The 22834-nt window shown below is 54.4% G+C and carries 24 protein-coding genes and 1 pseudogene; 17 read left to right on the top strand and 8 right to left on the bottom strand.

Annotated elements, in window-relative coordinates; all coding sequences use genetic code 11:
- The first annotated feature begins 2 nt into the window (after window positions 1-2).
- The 10 genes from DQM29_RS17865 (at window position 3) to DQM29_RS18330 (ending at window position 10085) form a co-directional block, all read left to right on the top strand.
- Entirely contained in the window at window positions 3-575 is a 573-nt protein-coding gene (locus DQM29_RS17865) for a LolA family protein (RefSeq protein ID WP_232054974.1), read from the top strand.
- Window positions 550-2874 (top strand): MMPL family transporter, encoded by a 2325-nt coding sequence (locus DQM29_RS17860; protein ID WP_111741913.1) that lies wholly within the window; start codon window positions 550-552, stop codon window positions 2872-2874. The genes DQM29_RS17865 and DQM29_RS17860 overlap by 26 nt, the downstream gene beginning before the upstream one ends.
- Window positions 2871-3449: a DUF3261 domain-containing protein gene (locus tag DQM29_RS17855; protein ID WP_111741912.1), complete on the top strand. Its 579-nt coding sequence runs from the start codon at window positions 2871-2873 to the stop codon at window positions 3447-3449. The genes DQM29_RS17860 and DQM29_RS17855 overlap by 4 nt, the downstream gene beginning before the upstream one ends.
- Window positions 3446-4615: a beta-ketoacyl-[acyl-carrier-protein] synthase family protein gene (locus DQM29_RS17850; RefSeq protein ID WP_111741911.1), complete on the top strand. Its 1170-nt coding sequence runs from the start codon at window positions 3446-3448 to the stop codon at window positions 4613-4615. Before DQM29_RS17855 ends, DQM29_RS17850 begins: the two co-directional genes overlap by 4 nt.
- Window positions 4612-5100 (top strand): hotdog family protein, encoded by a 489-nt coding sequence (locus DQM29_RS17845; protein WP_111741910.1) that lies wholly within the window; start codon window positions 4612-4614, stop codon window positions 5098-5100. Before DQM29_RS17850 ends, DQM29_RS17845 begins: the two co-directional genes overlap by 4 nt.
- Window positions 5097-5828, top strand: a complete 732-nt coding sequence (locus DQM29_RS17840; protein WP_111741909.1) for a 3-ketoacyl-ACP reductase FabG2 — start codon at window positions 5097-5099, stop codon at window positions 5826-5828. Before DQM29_RS17845 ends, DQM29_RS17840 begins: the two co-directional genes overlap by 4 nt.
- A complete protein-coding gene (locus DQM29_RS17835; RefSeq protein ID WP_111741908.1) occupies window positions 5825-7054 on the top strand; it encodes a beta-ketoacyl-ACP synthase in 1230 nt (409 codons plus the stop codon). The genes DQM29_RS17840 and DQM29_RS17835 overlap by 4 nt, the downstream gene beginning before the upstream one ends.
- A gap of 6 nt (window positions 7055-7060) precedes the next feature.
- Window positions 7061-7792, top strand: a complete 732-nt coding sequence (locus DQM29_RS17830) for a 4'-phosphopantetheinyl transferase family protein (RefSeq protein ID WP_111741907.1) — start codon at window positions 7061-7063, stop codon at window positions 7790-7792.
- A gap of 52 nt (window positions 7793-7844) precedes the next feature.
- Window positions 7845-8276: a hypothetical protein gene (locus DQM29_RS17825; RefSeq protein WP_145960387.1), complete on the top strand. Its 432-nt coding sequence runs from the start codon at window positions 7845-7847 to the stop codon at window positions 8274-8276.
- A 75-nt stretch (window positions 8277-8351) separates the two neighbouring features.
- Entirely contained in the window at window positions 8352-10085 is a 1734-nt protein-coding gene (locus DQM29_RS18330) for a procyclic acidic repetitive family protein (RefSeq protein ID WP_197708838.1), read from the top strand.
- A gap of 464 nt (window positions 10086-10549) precedes the next feature.
- Here the strand turns inward: DQM29_RS18330 and DQM29_RS17805 are convergent, their stop codons facing one another.
- Genes DQM29_RS17805 through DQM29_RS17795 form a run of 3 tightly spaced genes read right to left on the bottom strand, consistent with a single transcriptional unit; the run spans window position 10550 to window position 12828 of the window.
- Entirely contained in the window at window positions 10550-10786 is a 237-nt protein-coding gene (locus tag DQM29_RS17805; protein ID WP_111741904.1) for a non-oxidative hydroxyarylic acid decarboxylases subunit D, read from the bottom strand.
- Window positions 10786-12222, bottom strand: a complete 1437-nt coding sequence (locus DQM29_RS17800; protein ID WP_111741903.1) for a non-oxidative hydroxyarylic acid decarboxylases subunit C — start codon at window positions 12220-12222, stop codon at window positions 10786-10788. The genes DQM29_RS17805 and DQM29_RS17800 overlap by 1 nt, the downstream gene beginning before the upstream one ends.
- Window positions 12223-12234: 12 nt before the next feature.
- Window positions 12235-12828, bottom strand: a complete 594-nt coding sequence (locus DQM29_RS17795) for a non-oxidative hydroxyarylic acid decarboxylases subunit B (RefSeq protein WP_111741902.1) — start codon at window positions 12826-12828, stop codon at window positions 12235-12237.
- 211 nt (window positions 12829-13039) lie between these two features.
- On the opposite strand from DQM29_RS17795, the gene DQM29_RS17790 reads away from it, so the two are divergent.
- Window positions 13040-13450, top strand: coding sequence for a MarR family winged helix-turn-helix transcriptional regulator (locus tag DQM29_RS17790; RefSeq protein ID WP_111742153.1), 411 nt, complete (start codon window positions 13040-13042; stop codon window positions 13448-13450).
- A gap of 68 nt (window positions 13451-13518) precedes the next feature.
- Here the strand turns inward: DQM29_RS17790 and DQM29_RS17785 are convergent, their stop codons facing one another.
- Window positions 13519-14853: an NCS2 family permease gene (locus DQM29_RS17785; RefSeq protein WP_111741901.1), complete on the bottom strand. Its 1335-nt coding sequence runs from the start codon at window positions 14851-14853 to the stop codon at window positions 13519-13521.
- A 257-nt stretch (window positions 14854-15110) separates the two neighbouring features.
- On the opposite strand from DQM29_RS17785, the gene yieH reads away from it, so the two are divergent.
- A complete protein-coding gene (gene yieH, locus DQM29_RS17780) occupies window positions 15111-15779 on the top strand; it encodes a 6-phosphogluconate phosphatase (RefSeq protein WP_111741900.1) in 669 nt (222 codons plus the stop codon).
- Window positions 15780-15915: 136 nt separating this feature from the next.
- A complete protein-coding gene (mdtG, locus tag DQM29_RS17775; protein ID WP_111741899.1) occupies window positions 15916-17160 on the top strand; it encodes a multidrug efflux MFS transporter MdtG in 1245 nt (414 codons plus the stop codon).
- A 1-nt stretch (window position 17161) separates the two neighbouring features.
- On the opposite strand, the gene DQM29_RS17770 is transcribed toward mdtG, so the two are convergent.
- The 3 genes from DQM29_RS17770 to DQM29_RS17760 form a co-directional block, all read right to left on the bottom strand.
- Window positions 17162-17914 (bottom strand): amino acid ABC transporter permease, encoded by a 753-nt coding sequence (locus DQM29_RS17770; RefSeq protein ID WP_111741898.1) that lies wholly within the window; start codon window positions 17912-17914, stop codon window positions 17162-17164.
- Window positions 17915-17916: 2 nt separating this feature from the next.
- Complete coding sequence (locus DQM29_RS17765; RefSeq protein WP_111741897.1) at window positions 17917-18654, bottom strand: amino acid ABC transporter permease; 738 nt, start codon at window positions 18652-18654, stop codon at window positions 17917-17919.
- Between the two features lie 100 nt (window positions 18655-18754).
- A complete protein-coding gene (locus tag DQM29_RS17760; RefSeq protein ID WP_111741896.1) occupies window positions 18755-19609 on the bottom strand; it encodes an ABC transporter substrate-binding protein in 855 nt (284 codons plus the stop codon).
- 342 nt (window positions 19610-19951) lie between these two features.
- Here DQM29_RS17760 and frmR point away from each other — a divergent pair, with 342 nt between their 5' ends.
- From frmR to fghA, 3 genes are all read left to right on the top strand, one after another.
- The gene (frmR, locus tag DQM29_RS17755; protein ID WP_111741895.1) at window positions 19952-20227 is read left to right on the top strand and encodes a formaldehyde-responsive transcriptional repressor FrmR; all 276 of its coding nucleotides are present in this window, start codon (window positions 19952-19954) and stop codon (window positions 20225-20227) included.
- A gap of 34 nt (window positions 20228-20261) precedes the next feature.
- Window positions 20262-21371 (top strand): S-(hydroxymethyl)glutathione dehydrogenase, encoded by a 1110-nt coding sequence (frmA, locus tag DQM29_RS17750; RefSeq protein ID WP_111741894.1) that lies wholly within the window; start codon window positions 20262-20264, stop codon window positions 21369-21371.
- Window positions 21372-21478: 107 nt separating this feature from the next.
- Complete coding sequence (gene fghA, locus DQM29_RS17745; protein WP_111741893.1) at window positions 21479-22315, top strand: S-formylglutathione hydrolase; 837 nt, start codon at window positions 21479-21481, stop codon at window positions 22313-22315.
- A 27-nt stretch (window positions 22316-22342) separates the two neighbouring features.
- Here fghA and DQM29_RS17740 read toward each other — a convergent pair.
- A pseudogene (locus tag DQM29_RS17740) lies at window positions 22343-22474 on the bottom strand (recombinase family protein); the annotation flags it as partial.
- 167 nt (window positions 22475-22641) lie between these two features.
- Here DQM29_RS17740 and hemP point away from each other — a divergent pair.
- Window positions 22642-22833 (top strand): hemin uptake protein HemP, encoded by a 192-nt coding sequence (gene hemP / locus DQM29_RS17735; protein ID WP_111742152.1) that lies wholly within the window; start codon window positions 22642-22644, stop codon window positions 22831-22833.
- Window position 22834 lies beyond the last annotated feature (1 nt).

Below are 22834 nucleotides of genomic sequence, written 5' to 3'. Positions count from 1 at the left end.
GCATGCCGTTCATTGCCCATGCGGTCACATTGGACGATCTACAGCAGCGTTTTTCTCAAAATACCCTTCTGCGCGCCCAGTTTGAGCAACAGCGTACCATCAGCGGCATGTCTCAGCCCCTGAAATCCAGCGGCAATCTGCTTATCGCGCCGGAAAAAGGCCTGGTCTGGAATCAAAGCGCACCGTTCGCTATGACCATGCTGATGACCGATACCAAAATGGAGCAGCGCATATCCGGCCAAGCGCCGCAGGTTGTCACCGCCCAGAGCCACCCGCAGATGTTTCAGTTCAACTCTCTGCTGACCGCTCTGTTTCACGCCGATCGCCAAACCCTTGAGCAAAACTTTACCCTGTCGTTTAGCGACCTCGGCCAACAGCGCTGGCGTTTGGATCTACAGCCTACGACAATGCCGCTCAACAAACTGTTTCGCAGCATCTCGCTGAACGGCGCTGAATTTCTTGATGAAATTCGCATTGAGGATATGCAGGGAGACGGCACACACATTCGCTTCTTCAACCAGAAAACTAAGCCAGACGCGCTAACCCCCGATGAAAAACGCTATTTTTCGCCCTGAGATACACCGTCGACTGGCGCTGGGATGGCTAGCCTGCGTTATCGCCCTGCTGGCTGCGCTGGTTGTAATCCTGCCGGATAGCCGGCTTAACAGCAGCGTTATGGCGCTGCTGCCAAACCAGCACGCGCAAAACGTACCGCCAGAACTGGAGGCCGGGTTTAATCAGCGGCTCGACCGCCAGCTGGTCTGGATGGTTGCTCCAGCCGACGGTACGGGCAGCGCTCCGGCGCTCTGGTGGCAACAGCAGCTTCAGCAAATGAGTGCCCTGCGCGACATCACTGGCAGTATGGACTCTGAGCGCCAGCAGGCCTGGGGAAAGTTCTACTTTGAACACCGCTACGCGCTGCTTGACGATGCCACCCGCGAGCGCCTGAATGCCTCACCGTCAGCGCAGGCAGACTGGGTGCTCAGTCAGGTTTACTCGCCGTTTGCCGGCGTCAGCGCCGTTGAGCTCGGCAACGATCCCCTGCTAACCATGCGCGCCGCACAGATAGGGCAGAAGCTTAGCGGCGGTCCGCTCACCCTCAGCGACGGCTGGCTCGTCAGCCGCGACGAGCAGGGGAAAGTCTGGTTCCTCATTCGCGGAGAACTAAACGCCTCATCGTACGATATTCAAAGCGCTCGCCAGACGGTAGAGCAGCTTAGCGCGCTGAAAAAGCAGCTGGAAGAAAAGTGGCCCGGCACTGAAGTGTTGCAGCGCGGCACGCTGTTTTACAGCGACTACGCCAGCCAGCAGGCTCAGAACGATATTTCGACCATCGGCACTGTATCAGGCCTAGGCATTATCCTGCTGATTTTGTTTGTTTTTCGTTCTCTAAAGCCCCTCTGGCTCACCCTGCTTTCCCTGACCGTCGGCGCCCTGTGCGGCAGCGTGGCGGTTTTTGCCCTATTCGGTGAAATACACGTGATGACGCTGGTAATGAGCACCAGCGTGGTGGGCATTTCTATCGACTACGCGCTGCACTACCTGACCGAGCGGCTGATCCACGGCGACGAAGAGAGCGGACTTACCAGCATGAAGAAGCTGTTTCCGGCGCTGGTGCTGGCGGTCTTATCCAGCGCAGTGGCCTATCTGCTGCTCTTTATCGCCCCGTTCCCTGGACTACAGCAGTTGGCTATTTTTGCCGCCGCCGGGCTCAGCGGTGCATTCCTGACGGTCGTCTGCTGGTACCCAGCGCTTTCCCGCCATTTGCGCGTTCGCCCCCATCTTCGCCCGGCGTTTTTTTCCCGCTGGCTGGACGGGTGGCGCTACCAGCGCAGCGTTCGCTTTGGCATTCCGCTGCTGGCGCTGGCGATTACCGCTATTGGCGTCTCTCAGCTTCGCGTTGATGACGATATTCGCAAGCTGCAAACCCTGCCTCCTGAGTTTCAGCAGCAGGAAAAGAAAATTGCCGCCCTGACTGGCCAGCACAGTGACCAAAAGTGGTTTATGGTCTTCGGTGACTCAACGCAGCAAACGCTACAGCGGCTGGAGGCCTTCGACAGCGCGCTGGAAACCGCCCAGCAGGACGGGGCGCTACAGGGCTATCGTCGGCTGCCTTTTTCATCAGACAGGCGGCAGCTCGACAACATTGCGCTAATCAACCAGCGCGCTCCCGAGATAGTCAAAAAGCTTCAGGACGTTGGGCTTCCCGCTCAATTTACGCCGCTGGAAAATACCCCAACATCCCTGAATGACTGGCTGCAAAGCCCGGCCAGTGAAGGCTGGAAATTGCTGTGGCTAAGCCTGCCGGATGGGCACTCTGCGGTGCTTGTTCCGGTTAACGGTGTCACTCAACCCGACGCGCTGCGGCATATTGCCAATACTCAGGCTGGCGTGGTTTGGGTGGACAAACACAGCGAATTTTCCACGCTGTTTTCTACCTACCGACAGCACCTGACGACCATTCTGATGGTCACCGTTGCGGTGGTCGGCCTGCTGTTCCTGTTCCGATTTGGCCTGCATCAGGGTCTGCGCTGTCTGATCCCCACGCTGCTATCGCTGGGCATAGGGCTTGCGGCACTGGGGTTCAGCGGCCAAACGCTAAACCTGTTCTCGCTGCTGGCGCTGGTTTTAGTGCTCGGCATCGGCATGGACTACACGCTGTTTTTCAGTAACCCTGCGGGGACGCCGTCCACCTCCATGCTGTCCATTTTTATGGCTGCGATTACCACTGAACTTAGCTTTGGACTGCTGGCCGCCAGCGGAACGCAGGCCATCTCCGGCTTTGGGCTGGTGCTCAGCGGTGGTATATTGACGGCTTTCCTGCTGTCGCCGCTGGCGCTGCCCAATTTGCCCCCCGAAAAGGAATCTTCATGAAAATAACGTCGTGGGCGCCACTGACTCTACTTATTCTGCTGCTTTGCGGCTGTTCGCTGTCGCAAAGCGGATCGCATCCTCAGGCCTGGCTAAAGCCCGGCGCGCGCGTTGCTCTGCCCGCACCAGTGCTTAGCGCGCCGCTAAGTCAGCAGCAGCTACTGACGGCAACGGTTGACGGCAAGGCACAGTCGCTCATGGTGATGCTGGACGCCGATGGTCAAAAAATCACGCTGGCTGCGCTTTCCCCCATTGGCATACGCCTGTTTAAAGTGACTTACGACGCAGAGGGGATCCATACCGAGCAGTCCGTTGCCCTTGGGCAGTTGCCTCCGGCAGAGCAGGTTCTCTCAGACATTATGATGAGCTACTGGCCAATCGCAGACTGGGCGCCAAACCTGCCCAAAGGGTGGTCACTGGTAGAGCGCGGAGACCAGCGCCTGCTGCTGGACAGCCAAGGCGAAACCGTGAGCGAAATTCTCTATCACAGTGAAGGCGGCAAGCGCCAGCCTGTTGCCATCATCCATCACGGCTTTGGCTACCAAATTCAGATACAGAATATGGATACTGCCTCATGATCTCTATTTCCTGCGCTGGCCTGACTAACTCGCTGGGGAGCGAGCTGAACGAAATCAGCGCCAGCCTGGCCTCAGGGCGCAGCGGGCTTGCCCCTAAAGACGGCTGGCTGCTGAACGGGAAATCAACCTGGATAGGCGCCGCTACCTGCGAACTGCCAAACGTTCCACCGCATCTTTCCCGCCATAGCTCTCGCAACAATCGCCTGCTGATGTCAGCGCTGGCGCAAATCCGCCCTCAGGTTGACGACGCCATCGCCCGTTTTGGCACTCACCGCGTGGCGGTGGTCATGGGCACCAGCACGTCTGGCATTCATGAGGGTGAACTGGCGATAGCCCATCAGCTTGAGCACGGCGTACTTCCCGAACACTATCACTACCAGCAGCAGGAGCTGGGAGATCCCTCCTCATTTTTAGCCGCGCTGCTGTCGCTGAACGGCCCGGCCTATACCCTGTCTACCGCCTGTTCCTCCAGCGCGCGCGCCATCATCAGCGGCGCTCGTCTGATACAGGCAGGGCTGGCGGACGCTGCGCTGGTTGGCGGTGCAGACAGTCTGTGCCGCATGGCGATCAACGGCTTTGACAGCTTAGAGTCCGTTTCCTATCAGCGCTGCCGCCCGTTTGCTAAAGATCGCGACGGCATTAACATCGGCGAGAGCGCCGGGCTGATTCTACTTACCCGTGAGCCGTCTCGCGTGGCGCTGCTGGGATACGGTGAATCCTCAGACGCCTGGCACATGTCCGCCCCTCACCCACAGGGAGAAGGGGCAGAGCGCGCCATGCGCATGGCGCTGGCTCAGGCTGACATGACGCCAGAACAAGTGGGCTACGTTAACCTGCACGGTACAGCAACGCCCCTTAACGATTCGGCAGAAAGCCTTGCGGTTCACCGCGTTTTTGGTTCCGAGACGCCGTGCAGCTCAACCAAACACCTGACAGGGCACACGCTGGGCGCTGCGGGAATTACCGAAGCAATTCTCTCTTGGCTAATCCTCGATCGCGATCTCACCCTGCCGGTTCAGGACTTTTCATCGTCGGACAAAGACGACACTATTGCTGACATTCATCTTGTTACGCAGCCTCGGCGGCTGACAAAAAAAGCGATTATCTCCAACTCGTTCGCGTTTGGTGGAAATAACGCCTGCATACTGTTAGGAGAAGTGGGATGACGGAATTTCAACCAGCGGCCAGCTACCTTCCGCACGAACTCCCGATGGTGTTTGTCGAGAACGTGCTCGCCGTTGATGACGAAGGCGCTGTGTGTGAAGTGCGCGTTGCCCAAGACGGCGTTTTAGCGCCGTTTCTGACGCCTCAAGGAGATCTGCCCGCCTGGTTCGCCATTGAAATCATGGCGCAAACCATTGGCGTTTGGCGCGGCTGGCACGGGCTAAAGCTTGGCCGTGAACCAAAGCTTGGCATGCTGCTGGGCAGCCGCGGCTTTAAGTCCTCGGTGGGTGCCTATCCCCACGGCAGCAGCCTTACCGTCAGCGTCACCATGCTGCTACAGGACGACAAACTCGCCAGCTTTGACTGCCGCATCGCCCTGAACGGGGAAGAAAACGCCACTCGCGCAAAGCTGAACGTCTACCAGCCGGACGATATGGAACTGCGGCAGCTCATGCAGCCGCCCAACGCACAGGAAACTACGCCATGACCCGCTCTGTTTTAGTGACCGGCGCCAGTAAAGGCATCGGCCAGGCTATCGCCCTTCGCCTCGCTCAGGACGGGTTTACCGCTGTCGTCCACTACTTAAGCGACCGAAGCGGCGCAGAAAAAACGCTGAATCAAATTAAGAGTGCGGGAGGCAATGGCCGCCTCCTGCGTTTTGACATCAGCCAGCGGCAGCAGTGTCGCGAAGAGATTGAGCGGGATATCGAGCAGTTCGGCGCCTACTACGGCGTTGTCAGCAACGCGGGCATTATCCGCGACGGCGCGTTTCCCGCCCTGACTGAGAGCGACTGGGACGGCGTTATCCACACCAATCTGGACAGCTTCTATAACGTTATTCACCCCTGCGTGATGCCGATGATCGGTTTACGTCAGGGAGGACGGATCGTCACGCTGTCGTCCGTTTCCGGCCTGATGGGCAACCGCGGGCAGGTTAACTACAGCGCCGCAAAAGCCGGTATTATCGGCGCCACCAAGGCGCTGGCGCTGGAACTGGCAAAGCGAAAGATTACGGTTAACTGCATTGCACCCGGGCTGATTGACACCGGCATTCTGGATATGGAGCCGATCGCGCTGGACGAAGCCATGAAGATGATCCCCTTAAAGCGTATGGGGATGCCAGAAGAAGTGGCAGGGCTAGCCAGCTATTTAATGTCTGACGCGGCGGCTTACGTCACCCGTCAGGTCATATCGATTAACGGAGGAATGATATGACACGTCGCGTTGTTATTACCGGGATGGGCGGCGTTACTGCCCTCGGCAACGATTGGCCAAGCGTTTGTGCCGCACTCAAAAAGCGCCAGAACGCCGTCAGGTTTATGCAGCCATGGACAGAGTTTGCCGGGCTGAATACGCATCTTGGCGCACCGATTGTCGACTTTGCCCTTCCTGAACACTATACCCGCAAGAAGATCCGCTCTATGGGCAGGGTTTCTCTGCTGTCCACTCGCGCTACTGAGCTGGCATTGGAGATGGCCGGTCTACTGGACAGCGAGGCCCTGACCGACGGCAGTACCGGTATCGCCTACGGTTCCTCAACCGGCAGCACTAAGCAGATCGGCGAGTTTGGCACCATGCTGAACGACAAAAACGTCTACAGCATTACCGCCACTACCTACGTACAGATGATGCCCCATACGTCTGCGGTTAATACCGGTCTGTTTTTCGGCCTGCGCGGGCGAGTTATTCCGACGTCAAGCGCCTGTACGTCAGGCAGTCAGGCTATCGGCTACGCCTACGAAGCCATTAAGCACGGCTATCAGAACGTGATGGTAGCCGGCGGTGCGGAAGAGCTGTGCCCTTCAGAAGCCGCCGTATTCGACACCCTGTTCGCCACCAGCCAGATGAACGACACACCGGAGCTGTCGCCTCGCCCGTTTGACGCCAAGCGCGATGGACTGGTCATTGGCGAAGGCGCAGGCACGCTGATCCTGGAAGAGCTTTCTCACGCTCAGGCGCGAGGCGCCACGATTTATGGTGAGATTGTCGGCTTTGCTACCAACTGCGATGCGGCCCACATTACTCAACCGCGCAAAGAAACCATGCAAGTCTGCATTGAACAGGCGTTAACGTCGGCAAACCTGTCGCCAAAAGACATTGGCTACATTTCTGCCCACGGCACGGCAACAGAACGCGGCGACGTGGCTGAAAGCCTCGCCACAGAGGCGATTTTCGGTGACAGCACGCCTATTTCCTCCCTGAAGAGCTACTTTGGCCACACGCTGGGCGCCTGCGGTGCGCTGGAAGCCTGGCTGAGTTTGGAAATGATGCGCAGCGGCTGGTTTGCTCCGACCATCAATCTGGAAAATCCCGATCCTGCCTGTGGGCAGCTGGACTATATTATGGGAGAAGGCCGCAGCATCGACACGGAATACATTCAGTCCAACAACTTTGCCTTTGGCGGCATCAATACGTCGCTCATTATTAAACGTTGGCCATAAAAACCTATGTCACAGCCCCCCTCCCTAACGCTCGCTACAGTGAGGCTGCCAGATGAAAACTGGCTGCCTCCTTCGCTGGCGCGACTGTCACCGTCCATTCTGACGCAAAGCGAGGCTTTCACGCCACAGCGCCGCTGTCAGTTTCTTACCGGGCGCTGGCTGTTGGCAGAGCTGATGCATCGACAGTTTGGCTGTGACCAACTGCCTGAAATGGGAGAGCCCGTTAACGGCAGGCCTTCGTTTGCTTCGGCCTCGCTGCCGGACTTTAACCTGAGCCACAGCGGTACCGACCTGATTGTGGCGCTGGCGCAGGGCTGCCGCGTTGGCGTAGATATCGAACAAAACAGGCCGCGAAAAAAGCTGCTGGCGCTGGCACAGTACAGCTTTAGCGAAGAAGAGTGCCTTTGGCTTGCTTCTCTACCGGAAAGCAGCCAAACGGACGGATTTTGGCAACTGTGGACCCTTCGTGAGTCGGTGCTTAAGCTTTCTGCCAAAGGCGTCTGGCAGATGAAGCAGATTGCCGTTTCTCCCTCCCAGCGGACAGTTCGAACCGATTTTTCACCCTCGCCTTTCTGCTACATTCAGCGAGATAATGACGTGCTCTGGAGCGCCGCCTGTGACACACCGTTGTCGGCTGAGCAAATTTCCGTCTGGCGGATTGACGCCGATACGCTGAGCTTTAGCCCTGAGCCGCTGACCAGTATGGTCACATTTGCCGCCGATGGCGCTCGGCGCTGACTGCAAAATAGGGTATAACCAGAAACGTAATAAACCAGAAGACGCTGACGATATGACGACCTTAACGAATAGCGAAACCGACACGCAGCGACAGACGCTGGAGCTGCTGACACAGCTTCATAATACCGGCTTTATCACCGACGGGCAGTTTGCTAGCGTGCGCCCGATATTGCTTCGCCGCAGCGATCTGCGTTTTAACACCGCCTATCGGCTGTTTACCTGGCTGGTAGAGCAGGGTCTGGTGGACGACAGACCAGATCGCCAAATGGCTCAGGCTACGATTGAGGAAACGGTAGAGCTGGTTGAGAAGGAAGCACCTCTCATTCAATCAGAACCATTCATACAAAAAACAAACAGATCGATAAAGCAAGGTGGCGGTCAGGTACCGAGAAAAGAATACAAAACACCTTTCTATATCAAGTTGTTAGTCGGGTTTGCTATAGTCGTTTTTATTCTGCGTACCCTAGGAGATCTTGCCAGCTAATTTTATGACGAGTGATACCAATGTATCGTCATAAAGCTAACCTCAACTTGAATAACGTAGGGAAATAGGAAAGGAATGTCCGATAGTCAACTGAGAAACGACCTGCTTAATGGCCTGTTTGAACGCCAGCTTATCACTGCCGATCAGCTTAGCCGCGCCAAACTCTACCTCCAGTTTATTTCCCACATCGCCTTTGATACACAAGAGGGCGCTATCGACTGGCTGTTAGAAAACCGGATCATCAGCGAACGCCCCAGCGTTTCTCAGGCTGAAGTCTTATCGAACAGCGCCGCTACTGAAACAGAAGAGTCGGAACCAGAACCCGAGTCTGAACCAGAGCCAGAACCCGAGTCTGAACCAGAGCCAGAACCCGAGTCTGAACCAGAGCCAGAACCCGAGTCTGAACCAGAGCCAGAGCCAGAGCCAGAGCCAGAGCCAGAGCCAGAGCCAGAGCCAGAGCCAGAGCCAGAGCCAGAGCCAGAGCCAGAGCCAGAGCCAGAGCCAGAGCCAGAGCCAGAGCCAGAGCCAGAGCCAGAGCCAGAGCCAGAGCCAGAGCCAGAGCCAGAGCCAGAGCCAGAGCCAGAGCCAGAGCCAGAGCCAGAGCCAGAGCCAGAGCCAGAGCCAGAGCCAGAGCCAGAGCCAGAGCCAGAGCCAGAGCCAGAGCAGGACGCTAACGCTGCTTCCTCGCTAACGCAAGCGCCAAATGACGCAGATGCGCAGGCCGTCACGCTTGAATGGCTCATGCTGCTTTACTATTCGGGGATCCTGAATTCCAGCTCGTTACAAAAGGCCAAAAAGGCGCTGGACGAGCGCCCAGAGCTGAGCTTTAGCCGGGAAGAAGATCTGCTGGCATGGCTTGAAACCCAAGGACTGGTGAAAAAAGAGCCGGAAAGAAAAGAGGCAACCAAGAAAGTCAAAAAGAGCAAACCGCTCTCCAAGACGTCGCCTAAACCCGCGGCAGCTCAGGTAAATGACCCCAAAGTAAAGAAACCCAAGAAAAAAAGAGGCTGTCTGTCCAAGCTGTTCTGGCTAGCGCTCATTCTTGGCGCTGCCGGGTACTTTATACAAAAAGACATCCTGCCAAATGAACAGTTCTGTGATGACTCCGGCGTAAGAGCCCAGCTCTCACAGCAGTTCGAACTCAGCTATCAGGATATAGACAAAGTCACGGCCGCGGGCGGTAATCGCAAAAGTGCCATTTCCTTTACCTATGCGTCGGTCTCAGACTTTATTGAAACGGCGTTCGATAGGCAGAGTAACGAAAAGAGCTGTAAGGCCAGCGTAACCTACCGAGGCACCCACCTTGCCAGCGGCGAGAAAAACGTCGTTGGCGAAATTGGCTACCGCGTCGGCAGTGGCGGCCAAGTCATCATTACGGAAGGGAAGGAGGCGATCGTTGAGCGCGTTAAAGACGCCAACTTCCAAAACTACCTGATCTATCAGGAAAAATACAAAATCACCGACGCCTTTATGGCGGGGCTCAATCAACTGGATAACTATTTACGAACCCGAGAGCGAGAGCCTGGTTTCATACCGCTAAAACAGCGCGTTCGCTGGGTTAACGTCACCGATAACTGCCGCCAGGACGCGGAAGCAGGGAGCGAACGCTACCTGTGCCCGCTGAAAGTAAAGTACGCCAACAGTACAGAGGTTGGAGCCGCAACCTTTATATTCAACTTTGATATGCCGGTGATACGCAAAGACGACGGCTGGTACCCCACCGCACAGTTTTTCAGCCTGTTCTTAGAAGCGCTGGAAAAGGAAAAGCAGAATAAGGCCGCGCGGGCAGCCTCTTCTAAACAGTCATAAAACGCTGCCGGACAAACTGGACATCAAAGGACTTAACGTGGCTAAAAGATACATTATCAATAGCGCTCAAATACTGTGGCTATTGTTAAGCCTATCGATCTTGGTATTTTCAATATATCGGTTGACCGTGCTTAGCGAGATGAAATATATCATTGAGCTGATTAGTGTCATGACATTAGCAATGATGATAGTCTGCGCCCCCCTGAGCATTGTCTCCCTCGCTATTACCGCTCTCATCTTTCTGCTCGACGATCTATGTTTTTCTGGCGAAATAAACACGTTGACCAACAGCTACATCATGCTCTTTCTAATCTGGTTAACATTCTTTGCTTCAGGCTACATACAGTGGTTTATTGCCGTCCCTCGACTTTTTAAACTACCTCCGCGCCGTTTAAAGACGCCATGACATCCGTCGGCGAAAGCTCAACGCTATCGCCGACGTTAATCATGGCCTCAAACGAGCCCTAGCGATTCCCCTCCGCCAGCAGCGGCGGTACGGTCGGCACCTGAGGCGCGTCGTCGATATCCTTTTGCGTCATCTTAAACGCTTCGGGATAGTGCTCGCGGCTGGTGCGGCGCAGGGGCTCTGTGGAGCGCCAGGTGTACAGGCAGTGCTGGCACTGGTGTACCGTCCAGACGTTAGGCACCGGAGACGTTGCCATCAGTTCAATGTGTTCATCACCACAGCGTGGACAAATCATTATGCTTCCTCCTTCTTATTCGCCAGCAGCGCGTTCAGTTTCTCAATCCAACCCTTGGTTTCCGGCAAATCGCGCACCGGCTGGCTGTAGTGGCCGCGGTTATCCGGTGCCACTGGCGTGGTGGCGTCAATAATCAGCTTGTCGGTAATGCCTGCCGGGGAAGAGCCCGGGTCGAGCTCCAGCACGGACATATTAGGCAGCTGAACCAAATCCCCTGCCGGGTTGACTTTGGCAGAGATAGCCCACATCACCTGAGGCAGGTTGAACGGGTCGACGTCCTCGTCCACCATAATGACGATCTTCACGTAGCCTAAGCCATGCGGTGTAGTCATGGCGCGCAGCCCCACAGCGCGAGCAAAGCCGCCGTAGCGCTTCTTGGTGGAAATAATCGCCAGCAGGCCGTGGGTGTACATGGCGTTCACCGCCTGCACTTCCGGGAACTCGGCCTTTAGCTGCTGATAGAGCGGCACGCAGGTTGCCGGGCCCATCAGGTAGTCGATCTCGGTCCAGGGCATGCCAAGGTAGAGCGACTCAAAGATTGGCTTGGTGCGGTAGCTGACCTTATCAATGCGCACCACCGTCATATTGCGACCTCCGGAGTAGTGGCCGGTAAACTCGCCGAACGGCCCTTCGATTTCCCGCTTGCGCCCTTCAATCACCCCTTCCAGAATCACCTCAGAGCCCCAGGGAACGTCGAAACCGGTCAGCGGTGCCGTGGCAATAGGATAGGAAGAGCCGCGCAGCGCTCCCGCCATTTCATACTCGGACTGATCGTACTTTAGCGGCGTCGCTCCCATCAGCGTAATAATCGGGTCGTTGCCCAGTGTAATAGCGACGGGCAGGTCTTCCCCGCGCTCTTCCGCCTTGTGCAGGTGCAGCGCAATGTCGTGCATTGGCACTGGCTGTAGCCCCAGTTTGCGCTTGCCCTTCACTTCCATACGGTAAATGCCGACGTTTTGCTTGCCGAAATGGTCTGGGTCCAGCGGATCGCGGGAAACCACACAGGCCTTATCGAGATAGAACCCGCCGTCTCCGTCGTTTAGCCGAAACAGGGGCAAAATGTCGAACAGGTTGATATCTTCGCCGTCGACGGTATTTTCCGCCCAGGGTGGACTCTCGCGGCGCACGGGAGCAACTGGGAAGTTTTCCCAGCGGCGAATAAATTCCGCAATCTGCTCTTTGGTTCCCGTATTGGGCGGCAGGCCCATGGCGATCGCGTGGTTTTTCCACGAGCCAAGAGTGTTTAGCGCTACGCGTGCGTCGGTAAAGCCTTCAATGTTGTCAAACCACAGTGCGGGAGCGCCTTCACCGATGCGGCCAGTTGCGTTAGCAGCGGCAGCAAGATCCGGTTCTGCCTGCACCTGCTCCTCAATCCTGAGCAGCTGACCGTGCTCTTCCAGCGCGCGCAGATAGCTGCGCAAATCGTCAAATGCCATGTTTATCTCCTTCTAATTAATATCGTCACTCGGGCTGGCGGCATGGGATAACCCCTGCCAGCGTTTAGCGCCAGGGTGCTCCAGACCGAACTGGTCGAGCACGCGGGCAATAATGTGGTTGGTTACGTCATCGATGGTTTTAGGGTGGTTGTACCAAGCGGGCATCGGAGGCACCATCGCTACCCCCATATTCGACAGCGCCAGCATATTTTCTAAATGGATAGGGCTAAGGGGCGTTTCCCGCGGCACCAGAACCAGCCGACGCTTTTCCTTAATCACTACGTCTGCGGCTCGCCCCACCAGACCATCGGCATAGCCCGCGCGGATGCCCGCCAGCGTTTTCATGCTGCAGGGTATAATCACCATGCCGTCAGTTTTAAACGAACCCGACGAGATTGCCGCAGCCTGATCCGCCGGGCTGTAGTAAACGTCAGCCAGCGCGGCGACGTCCTGAAAGCGCCACGGCGTTTCCAGCTCAATCGTCGTTTTGGCCCACTTCGAAATCACCAGATGCGTTTCCACATCAGGGATCTCTTTCAATGCCTTAAGCAGAGCAACCCCCAGCGGAGCACCGGTAGCGCCCGTCATTCCAACAATCAGTTTCATCGTGGCTCCAACCCATATTGTTCGTATACGAACTTTATGGTTAAGTAATTTATCGTCGCTGCCCGAGAATGGCAAGCCGAAAGCGTAAAAAAAGTTCTTATAAGAACGTTAGTCGCAAAAGAGGGATAAAAACCGTTAACGCCGGGCAAACGTTGAAATATACTGCCGAGATGAACCCTTAAGCCTCTGCCGCACGAGGAACGCCATGAGAATCAAACTCGAACATCTTGCTTTTCACCTGATGCGCCAGCTGTTTCAGGAACATACCGCCGAATGGCTCAGGGCGCTGCCGGATCTGACAAAGCCGCAGTACGCGGTCATGCTCGCCGTTGCCGAACGGCCGGGTATCGAGCAGGTAGAGCTTATTGATGCGGCAGTTAGCACTAAGGCCACGCTGGCTGAAATGCTGGCGCGCATGGAAACGCGCGGGCTGATTCGCCGAGAAAGAGGTACGGAAGACAAGCGCAGGCGCTTTATCTATCTGACGCCAGAAGGAGAGGCCGCTATGCAGGCGGCAATACCCGTTGCTGACAGCGTAGACAGCGCGTTTCTATCGCGCCTATCGCATCAGGAACAGGGTCAACTGGTAGCGCTTTTAAAAACGCTGACAGGAAAAAGCTGACGTTAGGCAGGTCAGATATGTAGAGCGCTTCAGATAGTCTGAAACGCTCTAGTCGATATCCGCAAAAACTAGTGGTCAATAAACACAATCTTAAACAGGAACAAGAGCGCCACGACCAGCACACAGGGGCTGATTTCACGCCAGCGGCCTACGCCCACTTTCATCACGCAGTAAGAAATAAAGCCCAGCGCAATGCCTTCAGTAATAGAGAAGGTAAACGGCATCATCACAGCGGTAATAAACGCCGGTGTCGCTTCCGTCAGGTCATTCCACTTCACCCGCGACAGGCTGGACGTCATCAGCACGCCCACATAGATCAGCGCCCCGGCTACGGCGTAAGGCTGAACCATCTTCGCCAGCGGCGACAGGAAAATCACCACCAGGAACAACAGCCCGACGACCACCGCAGTCAGGCCGGTACGGCCGCCTACAGATACACCGGATGAGCTTTCGATATAGGTAGAAATAGACGACGTACCGAGGTAAGCCCCTGCCGTGGAGGTAATGCTATCCACCAGCAGAGCCTGCTTCATGCGCGGAAACTTGCCGTTTTCATCCGCCAGACCGGCCTTGTCAGTAACCGCAATCAGCGTACCAGAGGAGTCAAACAGGTTGATCAGCATAAAGGAGAAAATCACGCCCGCCAGACCGATATCCAGCGCGCCCTTAACGTCAACCTGCCCAATGATGCTGGCAATGCTCGGCGGCATAGAAACCGCGCCCTGATAGGTCACATCGCCAACCGCCAGCCCGATACCGGTGGTCACGACAATCGACACCAGCACTGCGGCGTGAATGTTCTTCGCCGCCAGTACAGCAATAATGAAAAAGCCCAGCACGCCCAACGCTACCGGCAGCGAGGTCAGGTTGCCTACCGCTACCAGCGTCTCTGGGTTAGAAACGATGATGCCGGCGTTTTTTAGCCCCATCATGCCGATAAACAGGCCGATACCGCTGGTGATCCCCACCCGCAGGCTAACCGGAATACTGGCGATCATCCAATAGCGAATGCGAAACAGCGTCAGCAGCAGGAAGCCAACCGAGCCCCAGAAAATAGCGCCCATCGCTACCTGCCAGCTATGCCCCATCGCGCCAACCACGACGAAGGCAAAAAAGGCGTTAAGCCCCATCGCGGGCGCCAGCGCTACCGGCAGGTTTGCCAGTATGCCCATAAAAATGCTGCCCGCTGCCGCTATCAGGCAGGTTGTAACGAAAACTGCCTCGGTGTCCATCCCCGCCACACCCAAAATTTGTGGGTTGACGAAGACGATATAAACCATGGTTAAAAACGTCGTGAAGCCGGCCACGATCTCAGTGCGCACGGTGGTACCGTGCTGATGTAGCTGAAACACGCGCTCTAACAGCCCCTGCTTGTCAGCAGGACCAGAAACCGGTTTGTTCATGTCGATATCCGAAGAAAGTGTGTGAAGAAAGGGTAAAAAAACCAAGTCGCTAGATATACCAAAATGGGCAATCGATTGCATGGTTTATTTTCACTATTCCGCTATCCCCAGTGAAGGCAGCTGAGGCTCAACGTCTGGCTGTGGCGCTAAAAAAAGTAAAATAAACAGCGGGCTGTCATTTACCGTCTCGGTGTTCTACTATCAACGGTCTGTGTGATAAAAACCCCGTGACGACTACCCATATCAAGGAGCCCAAAATGAAATCGGTTGAGTGCGTTCTGTTCGACTGTGACGGTACGCTGGTCGACAGCGAAGTGCTTTGCTGTGAATCGTTTTCTATGGTTTTTAATCACTACGGTATTCCCCTTTCAACGCCAGAGTGCATTTCGCGCTTCAAGGGCACCAATCTCTATCAGGTCTTTGACGAAGTCAGAAAAGAGTACGGCCTGAACCAGACCGACGAGCTTCTTGAAAAAGCCTATCGCCAGAACATGGCCGAGCTGTTTGAAGACCACCTGCAGCCGATTGATGGCATTCGGCCCCTTCTGGAAGGTATGACAGTACCAATGGCGGTGGTCTCCAACGGGCCAGTCAGCAAGATGCAGCACTCTTTGGGGCTCACTCACCTGCTCAACTTTTTTGGCGATCGCCTCTACAGCGCCTTTGATATTCAGCGCTGGAAGCCAGACCCAGCCCTGCTTGCCTTCGCCAGTGAGCGCCTTGGCGTCGAGTTAGAGAAATGCATTCTGGTGGAAGACTCGGTTTCCGGCGCAAACGCGGGCATCGCCGCCGGTATTCCTGTCTTTTACTACTGTGCCGATCCCCATACGCACCCCATAGACCACCCACTGGTCACCTCTTTTCACCACATGAGTGAACTGCCTGCGCTATGGAAAGCGCGAGGCTGGAATATTTATCAGGGATAAACTTGATGTAGCGCCCTGTTTTTAACCTCTGCGTGGGTTTTAAAAAAGCGGCATTAATGGCAACTTAAACTAACGCCGACCTACACTATGATGTGTAGGCACTCCTTTTTTCTTCTTTGCCGTTTGCAGGTGATTCATGACGACAGAACCAGAAACTGTCAGCGTTTCAACCGTTAACTGGCAGCGCAACCTCTACGTGGTATGGCTGGGATGCTTCCTGACCGGGGCTGGGTTTAGCCTAGTGATGCCCTTTTTACCGCTGTACATTGAGCAGCTTGGCGTAACGGGCCATACGGAGCTTAACCTGTGGTCGGGCGTGGCGTTCAGCATTACCTTTCTGTTTTCCGCTATCGCTTCACCGTTCTGGGGCGGGCTAGCGGATCGGCGCGGAAGAAAGCTGATGCTGCTGCGCTCAGCGCTAGGAATGGCCATTATCATGATGCTGATGGGGCTGGCGCAAAACGTCTGGCAGTTTCTTATCCTGCGCGCCCTGCTCGGGGTGCTGGGAGGCTTTGTACCGAACGCCAACGCGCTGATCGCCACGCAAGTACCAAGAAACCGAAGCGGCTGGGCGCTGGGCACTCTGTCTACCGGCTCGGTCAGCGGCGCGCTGCTTGGCCCCATCATCGGCGGCTTTCTGGCGGATAACTACGGGCTTCGCCCGGTTTTCTTCATTACGGCCACCGTGCTGTTCATCAGCTTTTTACTAACGCTGTTTGCCGTCAAAGAGCAGTTCGTTCGCGTTCACAAGAAGGATATGCTCAGCGGTCGTCAGGTATTTGCCTCCCTTAAACGACCGAAGCTGGTTCTGGGGCTGTTTATCACCACCATGATTATTCAGGTGGCGAGCGGCTCTATCGCGCCGATTTTGACACTGTACGTGCGTGATCTGGCGGGCAATATCAATAATCTGGCATTTGTCAGCGGATTTATCGCTTCCGTACCGGGCTTTGCTGCACTGCTTAGTGCGCCGCGTCTGGGAAAGCTGGGAGATCGCATCGGGCCAGAGCGAATACTTGTGGCGATGCTGATTTTTTCTATTCTGGTGCTGCTGCCGATGTCGATCGTGCAAAACCCATGGCAGCTGGCAGCCCTACGCTTTTTGCTGGGTGCTGCTGACGGCGCGCTGCTTCCCGCCGTTCAGTCGCTGTTGATTTATCAGTGCAGCAATCAGGTAGCGGGCAGGATCTTCAGCTATAACCAGTCGTTCCGAGATATCGGCAACGTCAGTGGCCCTCTGCTGGGATCCACCGTTGCCGCCAGCCTAGGCTTTCGCGCCGTATTTGTCGTTACTGCGCTGGTGGTGCTGCTTAACGCCGTCTACTCCTACTGGTTTTTGGCCAGAAAGGCGCACGAAGCGCCTTCTGAACAGAACGAATAGTTTAAGCCGGGCCGGGTTTAGTCTTTATCGGCAGCAGGTACTGCCAAAAGGCGCGGCGGCGCTTGGTGCCCTTTCCACTCACGGCATATCTTTCGCTGAGCGCGTTGGCAATGACGTCCAACGCCAGACAGAGCAAAAAATAAACCAGCGCGATAAACAGAAAGACTTCTGTCGGGTACACCATACTGCGGTTATTGACCTGCGTGGCGAGAAACGTCAGCTCGCCGACACCCACCACGTACGCCAGCGATGTATCCTTAATCAGCGATATCCACTGGTTGATAAACGAAGGCACCATCATACGCAGCGCCTGAGGTAAAACGATGTACCACAGCACCTGCCAGCGGTTAAACCCAAGAGACATGCCCGCCTGCCACTGCCCGGCACCGATAGCGATAATGCCCGCCTTTACGCCGTGAGCCAGATAGGCTGCTGAAATCAGCGCCAGCGCGCAAATCACCGACGTAATGGCCGGGATATCAATGCCAAACAGCATCGGCAACATAAAGTAGGACCAAAAGATCAGCATAATGACGGGAATGGCACGGAAAAAGCCGAGAAAAGCGGCTAACAGCCCGCCAGCCCAGCCGCGAAACATCGCCAGAAGAACGCCGAGAATAATTCCCAGTATCGCCGAGGCTACCCCGGCTATCAGGCTGATAATCAGCGTTAACGCCGCGCCGCCTATCGGCCCGTCAGGGTAAGCGCCCCACAGCATATAGTCCAGATTGTCGTAGATAACGGTAAAGTCCATTTTCAGCGCCTTCCTTTCGCCAACATACGGTGCCCATACCACGCGCCCCACGCCTCCATCAGAGCGATGGTCGCAATATAGAGCACCGTCGCCACGCCAAAGGCCTGAAACGCGCGCAGGGTTTCTGTTTCAACCTGGCGCGACGCGTAAGACAGCTCTGCCACGCCGATGGCCATCGCCAGAGAGGTGCTTTTAACAATGTTCATGTACTGGCCGAGCAGCGGCGGAAAGGCGATTTTTATCGCCTGCGGCAAAATTGCGTAACGCATGGCCTGCCAATTGGTAAGACCCAGCGCCAGCGCCGCGTTTTTCTGGCCGGCAGCCACGCCGCGAATGCCGGAGCGAATTTCCTCAGCGATAAAGGCGCTGAAGTAAACCATCAGGCCGAACGTAGCGGCAATAAATTCAAACGAAGGCCACGCAGCGGTTATTCCAAACAGAGTGACTTCGTGGGGAGTATTCAACCAGGGGATGACCCCTTCCGGCAGCAGTTTTCCTACGCCGAAATACCAGAAAAACAGCTGAACCAGCAGCGGAGTATTGCGAAACAGGGAGCAGAAAGCGACGGCAGGAAGCCGTAAAAAGGACAAATGACTGTCCCGTGCGGCGGCAACGGCAGCGCCTAAAAGCGTTGCGGTAACGATAGAGATCGCAGACAGCCCAAGCGTCAGTAGAAATCCATCCCACAGCCACCCCAAATACTGGGGCTCCATCAGCCACTGGGTTATCTTTTCGTTCATCGTATTCTTATCCGCAAAGGCCCGGGCACAGTGTATGTGCCCGGGCCGAAAACTTAAAAGGGGACTCGCACCGAGTCCCGCTTTTTACCGACTGAGGATATTACCCTTTTGACGGATCCGGCTCTACCGCACCAAACTTAAAGTCACCGCGCGGCATGGCGGATTTGGTTTCTGGGCCAAACCAGCGGTCGTAAATCTTCAGCGCTTCACCGTCTTTTTCCAGCGCCAGCAGCACCTTGTTCACTTCTTCAACCAGGCGAGTTTCCCCCTTGGTCACGCCAACCCCCTGATACTCTTTGGTGATGCTGAACGGAGAAATCTCAAAGTCAGCCTTTACGGCGTCTGGCAGATTAGCCAGCAGGCCTACCAGCTTAGCGTCATCCTGAGTGATAGCCTGAACGTTACCGTTGCGAAGGGCGGTAAAGGCCACCGGCGTGTCGTCATAAGAGATCACTTTAGCGGTTGGGTATTTGTCGCGCAGAGTAATTTCCTGCACGGTGCCTTTGTCTGCACCAATGCGGAGCTTAGCGATGTCGTCAGGCTGCTTTAACACCCCTTTGCGGGCAATAAACTTCTGGCCAGTAGCAAAGTAGGGCACGCTGAAATCAACCTCTTTAGCACGCGCTGGAGTAATGGTGAAGTTAGCGGCAATCAGGTCCACTTTCTTCGACGCCAGCAGAGGAATACGGTTAGCCGGGTTAGTTGCTTTCAGCTCAACTTTGACACCCAACGCTTTACCGATAGCGTTAGCAATATCTACGTCATAGCCGACGATTTGCTTGGTTTTAGCATCAACGTAGCCAAACGGCGGGTTGCTGTCGAATACAGCAATGTTGATAACGCCCGCTTTTTTAATGTTGTCCAGCTGGTCTGCCTGAGCGATACCGGCGGTGCTGACTAGCCCTGCTGCCAGTACGAAAGAGAGTACGCGAAGTTTAAGTGCCATGTTTGCCATCCTGAAAAGTGTTTATTATTAATGAAGTCGTTGAGGATGAGTTAACCGCAGGCGAAGAGGGAAGTGAAATAACATAAACGGCTTTGATATTCCTTTTAGTTATAAATTTCTCTTTTAACCAACATTATTGGGATCAGTTTGGATATCGATAATTATTGTACGTTAAGCGCATTTTTGACTATCACAGAGAGCTACTCACCCCTAATCCCCGACGAAATTTAACAGTACCTCTTCATATCGGTGTTGGTGCGCTTTTACACCCATATACTATAGTGGGGTATACATTGATTTAAATATAATACTCCACTAGAGTATATGAAATACAAAGCAGTGAGGTAAGCAATGCCCAGTACTCCGGAAGAGAAAAAAAAGGTACTTACCCGGGTTCGCCGCATCAAGGGGCAGATTGATGCTCTGGAAAGAGCGCTAGAAAACGGCGCTGAATGCCGCGCCGTTCTCCAGCAAATCGCCGCCGTCCGGGGCGCAGCTAACGGACTGATGGCAGAAGTGCTGGAAAGTCACATACGGGAGACCTTTGACCAGAATGACAGCTACAGCCATGAAGTCAGGAAATCAGTTGACGATACGATTGAGCTGGTTCGTGCCTATCTTAAATAGCTGAGGCCATTATTACATTAAGGATAAATTACGCATGAAATCACGTGCCGCTGTTGCATTTGCACCAGGGAAGCCCCTGGAGATTGTTGAAATTGATGTTGCTCCGCCTAAAAAAGGCGAGGTGCTGATTAAAAACACCCACACAGGTGTTTGCCATACAGATGCTTTTACCCTCTCCGGGGATGACCCTGAGGGCGTTTTCCCGGTGGTTCTCGGCCATGAGGGAGCCGGTATCGTCGTTGAAGTCGGTGAAGGCGTCACCAGTGTGAAGCCGGGTGACCATGTCATTCCGCTTTACACCGCCGAATGCGGAGAGTGTGAATTTTGTCAGTCCGGTAAAACAAACCTCTGTGTATCGGTTCGCGAGACACAGGGGAAAGGGCTGATGCCTGACGGAACCACCCGCTTTTCTTACAACGGTCAGCCTCTTTACCACTACATGGGGTGCTCCACATTCAGTGAATACACCGTAGTGGCCGAGGTTTCTCTGGCAAAAATTAACCCAGAGGCGAACCCTGAACACGTCTGCCTGCTGGGTTGTGGCGTGACTACCGGTATTGGCGCCGTCCATAACACGGCTAAAGTGCAGCCCGGCGATTCTGTTGCCATTTTTGGCCTGGGTGCAATTGGTCTGGCTGTGGTTCAGGGAGCGCGTCAGGCAAAAGCGGGGCGTATTATCGCTATTGATATTAATCCGACAAAATTTGACCTGGCCCGTCAGTTCGGCGCCACCGACTGCATCAATCCAAATGACCATGACAAACCGATTAAAGATGTTCTGCTGGATATCAATAAGTGGGGTATTGACCATACCTTTGAATGTATCGGTAACGTTAACGTCATGCGTGCAGCGCTGGAAAGTGCTCACAGAGGATGGGGACAGTCCGTCATTATCGGGGTAGCGGGCGCCGGACAGGAGATTTCCACCCGTCCTTTCCAACTGGTCACCGGCAGGGTATGGAAAGGCTCCGCGTTTGGCGGAGTTAAAGGCCGTACACAGCTCCCCGGCATGGTCGAGGACGCCATGAAGGGCAACATTGACCTTGAGCCGTTTGTCACCCATACGATGACACTTGATGAAATAAATGACGCCTTCGAGCTTATGCATGAAGGTAAATCTATCCGGACAGTGATTCATTACTGATCCCATCAGAACGTTAACAAACTCAAACTGAAATAATCTGACGTCCGGATTTAAAGATACTTCCCCCTGACTTCCGGTCAGGGGAACTAACTATGAGATAACAGCTGATGGAACTCATCGAGCAGCATGCCAGCTCTGGCGGCTGGCAAAACGTGTACCGACATTATTCACAATCCCTTAATTGTGAAATGAATTTCGGTGTGTATCTTCCTCCTAAAGCAGTAACAGAAAAACTACCGGTGCTGTACTGGCTGTCAGGACTGACCTGTACTGAGCAGAATTTCATCACCAAATCGGGTATGCAGAATTATGCAGCCCAGCACAACATCATCGTTGTTGTCCCAGATACCAGTCCTCGGGGTAATAATGTCCCTGATGCCGACGGCTACGATCTTGGTCAAGGAGCCGGTTTTTATCTGAATGCGACAGAACCGCCGTGGAATGTGCATTACAGGATGTATGACTATATTCTCAGAGAGCTTCCGGATGTCGTCATGAATCATTTTCCTGCAACGACAAGAAAATCTATATCCGGTCATTCCATGGGAGGGTTAGGTGCTCTGGTTTTGGCTCTGCGAAATCCTAGTGAATATGTGAGTGTATCGGCATTTTCCCCGATCGTATCACCTTCTCAGGTGCCATGGGGGCAGCAAGCATTTACCGCATACCTGGGTGAAAACAGAAAAACGTGGGAAGCCTACGATCCAGTCAGCCTCATTTTACAGGGTGAAAAATTACCAGAAATCCTCATTGATCAGGGGCTGAATGACGCCTTTTATGAAGAGCAGCTACGTACCAAAAGCCTTGAGAAAGTATGCAGTGAGATGAACATCAATGCGTCGATCCGGTATCATACTGGTTACGACCACAGCTATTATTTCATTTCCAGCTTTATTGGCGAGCACATTGCTTACCATGCAAACAGACTAAGGTTGTTCGGGTGATTTAATTTCCTTCCACAGAAAATGTGCTTAATTCCAGGCTCTGTACAGGGCCTGAATCCTGCAGACCTGAGATGTACTGTAATCGGTGGCCTCAGAGGTTTCTTTAATGCTCAGTTTCTTAACCTGCCGGTAGTAAAGGACTTTCTTTATTCTCCTCTTTCACTGAGAAAAGTTTACCTTATTAATTAATTTCGTTATGAAATTAATTTATTTCTTATAAAACAATCACATTGTGATTATTGCCATTTTTAAAAAAAGAAAACTTGTTGAAGTCTATTTTTTAAATGATAATTATTATCAAATTGTAATTGGTTATCATTATTAGTATGAAATCAACAAACTCATCCTCTACTTCCCTGCAGCCGGGACTGGGCCTTTACTCTGAGCAGTCGACAAGACCCGCACAAATAGACAGCCGGGAACTCCTTGGTGAAAACGGCATACTGCTGATCGACCATCAGAACCAGCAGTACCAGCTGCGCGTAACCAAGACAGGAAAACTGATTTTAACCAAGTAAA

Origin of the sequence: Leminorella richardii (assembly GCF_900478135.1) — a bacterium.
Classification (GTDB): Bacteria; Pseudomonadota; Gammaproteobacteria; order Enterobacterales; family Enterobacteriaceae; genus Leminorella; species Leminorella richardii.
This window is presented reverse-complemented; position numbering and strand designations above follow the sequence as displayed.

What these genes read in the sequence shown, in the direction of transcription:
- DQM29_RS17830 (WP_111741907.1), top strand. Translation starts at nt 7,061, where the DNA reads ATGTCACAGCCCCCCTCCCTAACGCTCGCTACAGTGAGGCTGCCAGAT.
- DQM29_RS17800 (WP_111741903.1), bottom strand. Translation starts at nt 12,222, where the DNA reads ATGGCATTTGACGATTTGCGCAGCTATCTGCGCGCGCTGGAAGAGCAC.
- DQM29_RS17795 (WP_111741902.1), bottom strand. Translation starts at nt 12,828, where the DNA reads ATGAAACTGATTGTTGGAATGACGGGCGCTACCGGTGCTCCGCTGGGG.
- DQM29_RS17835 (WP_111741908.1), top strand. Translation starts at nt 5,825, where the DNA reads ATGACACGTCGCGTTGTTATTACCGGGATGGGCGGCGTTACTGCCCTC.
- DQM29_RS18330 (WP_197708838.1), top strand. Translation starts at nt 8,352, where the DNA reads ATGTCCGATAGTCAACTGAGAAACGACCTGCTTAATGGCCTGTTTGAA.
- DQM29_RS17785 (WP_111741901.1), bottom strand. Translation starts at nt 14,853, where the DNA reads ATGAACAAACCGGTTTCTGGTCCTGCTGACAAGCAGGGGCTGTTAGAG.
- DQM29_RS17840 (WP_111741909.1), top strand. Translation starts at nt 5,097, where the DNA reads ATGACCCGCTCTGTTTTAGTGACCGGCGCCAGTAAAGGCATCGGCCAG.
- DQM29_RS17850 (WP_111741911.1), top strand. Translation starts at nt 3,446, where the DNA reads ATGATCTCTATTTCCTGCGCTGGCCTGACTAACTCGCTGGGGAGCGAG.
- DQM29_RS17760 (WP_111741896.1), bottom strand. Translation starts at nt 19,609, where the DNA reads ATGGCAAACATGGCACTTAAACTTCGCGTACTCTCTTTCGTACTGGCA.
- DQM29_RS17860 (WP_111741913.1), top strand. Translation starts at nt 550, where the DNA reads ATGAAAAACGCTATTTTTCGCCCTGAGATACACCGTCGACTGGCGCTG.
- DQM29_RS17805 (WP_111741904.1), bottom strand. Translation starts at nt 10,786, where the DNA reads ATGATTTGTCCACGCTGTGGTGATGAACACATTGAACTGATGGCAACG.
- frmA (WP_111741894.1), top strand. Translation starts at nt 20,262, where the DNA reads ATGAAATCACGTGCCGCTGTTGCATTTGCACCAGGGAAGCCCCTGGAG.
- DQM29_RS17765 (WP_111741897.1), bottom strand. Translation starts at nt 18,654, where the DNA reads ATGAACGAAAAGATAACCCAGTGGCTGATGGAGCCCCAGTATTTGGGG.
- mdtG (WP_111741899.1), top strand. Translation starts at nt 15,916, where the DNA reads ATGACGACAGAACCAGAAACTGTCAGCGTTTCAACCGTTAACTGGCAG.
- DQM29_RS17855 (WP_111741912.1), top strand. Translation starts at nt 2,871, where the DNA reads ATGAAAATAACGTCGTGGGCGCCACTGACTCTACTTATTCTGCTGCTT.
- DQM29_RS17865 (WP_232054974.1), top strand. Translation starts at nt 3, where the DNA reads ATGCCGTTCATTGCCCATGCGGTCACATTGGACGATCTACAGCAGCGT.
- hemP (WP_111742152.1), top strand. Translation starts at nt 22,642, where the DNA reads ATGAAATCAACAAACTCATCCTCTACTTCCCTGCAGCCGGGACTGGGC.
- DQM29_RS17825 (WP_145960387.1), top strand. Translation starts at nt 7,845, where the DNA reads ATGACGACCTTAACGAATAGCGAAACCGACACGCAGCGACAGACGCTG.
- DQM29_RS17845 (WP_111741910.1), top strand. Translation starts at nt 4,612, where the DNA reads ATGACGGAATTTCAACCAGCGGCCAGCTACCTTCCGCACGAACTCCCG.
- frmR (WP_111741895.1), top strand. Translation starts at nt 19,952, where the DNA reads ATGCCCAGTACTCCGGAAGAGAAAAAAAAGGTACTTACCCGGGTTCGC.
- fghA (WP_111741893.1), top strand. Translation starts at nt 21,479, where the DNA reads ATGGAACTCATCGAGCAGCATGCCAGCTCTGGCGGCTGGCAAAACGTG.
- yieH (WP_111741900.1), top strand. Translation starts at nt 15,111, where the DNA reads ATGAAATCGGTTGAGTGCGTTCTGTTCGACTGTGACGGTACGCTGGTC.
- DQM29_RS17770 (WP_111741898.1), bottom strand. Translation starts at nt 17,914, where the DNA reads ATGGACTTTACCGTTATCTACGACAATCTGGACTATATGCTGTGGGGC.